Origin of the sequence: Paenibacillus sp. CECT 9249, from assembly GCF_918697855.1 — a bacterium.
Classification (GTDB): domain Bacteria; phylum Bacillota; class Bacilli; order Paenibacillales; family Paenibacillaceae; genus MSJ-34.
On record NZ_CAKKLI010000119.1, the window covers coordinates 1 to 605 of the forward strand.

General features: G+C 49.9%; 2 protein-coding genes. Both read right to left on the reverse strand.

Going from position 1 to position 605, the window contains the following annotated elements:
- Nucleotides 1-393, reverse strand: a 393-nt coding sequence (locus tag LQ229_RS27045) for an Ig-like domain-containing protein (protein WP_356712236.1), incomplete at its 3' end; no start/stop codon positions are given.
- Nucleotides 354-605 (reverse strand): Ig-like domain-containing protein (locus LQ229_RS27050; RefSeq protein WP_230193418.1); only part of this gene is annotated, 252 nt, incomplete at its 5' end. The genes LQ229_RS27050 and LQ229_RS27045, both read right to left, overlap by 40 nt.

Genomic DNA, 605 nt, shown 5'->3' on the forward strand with positions numbered 1-605 from the left:
GAAGCTCCAGGTGCCGTCTTCGGCTACCTCAACCTCTACCGGGCCAATGACAGTGCCATCTTCTTTCTTAATGGTTACCTCAACCTTGGCTTCTTTGTCTGCCGTTCCTTTGATCTCTGGGTTCTTGGTATAGACGGTATCGCCGCTTGGTTCGGTAATCTGCAAGCTAGGCTTCGAGGTATCTACGGTAATGTCTTTCGACTCTTTCGATACTTTGCCGTTTTTCTCCGCCGTTACTTCGATCGTGTACTTTCCATCGGACAAGTCTTCGGAAGGTATGAAGCTCCAGGTGCCGTCTTCGGCTACCTCAACCTCTACCGGGCCAATGACAGTGCCATCTTCTTTCTTAATGGTTACCTCAACCTTGGCTTCTTTGTCTGCCGTTCCTTTGATCTCTGGGTTCTTGCATACACTATATCGCCGATTGGGTCGGTGATCTGCAAGCTAGGCTTCGAGGTATCTACGGTAATGTCTTTCGACTCTTTCGATACTTTGCCGTTTTTCTCCGCCGTTACTTCGATCGTGTACTTTCCATCGGACAAGTCTTCGGAAGGTATGAAGCTCCAGGTGCCGTCTTCGGCTACCTCAACCTCTACCGGGCCAAT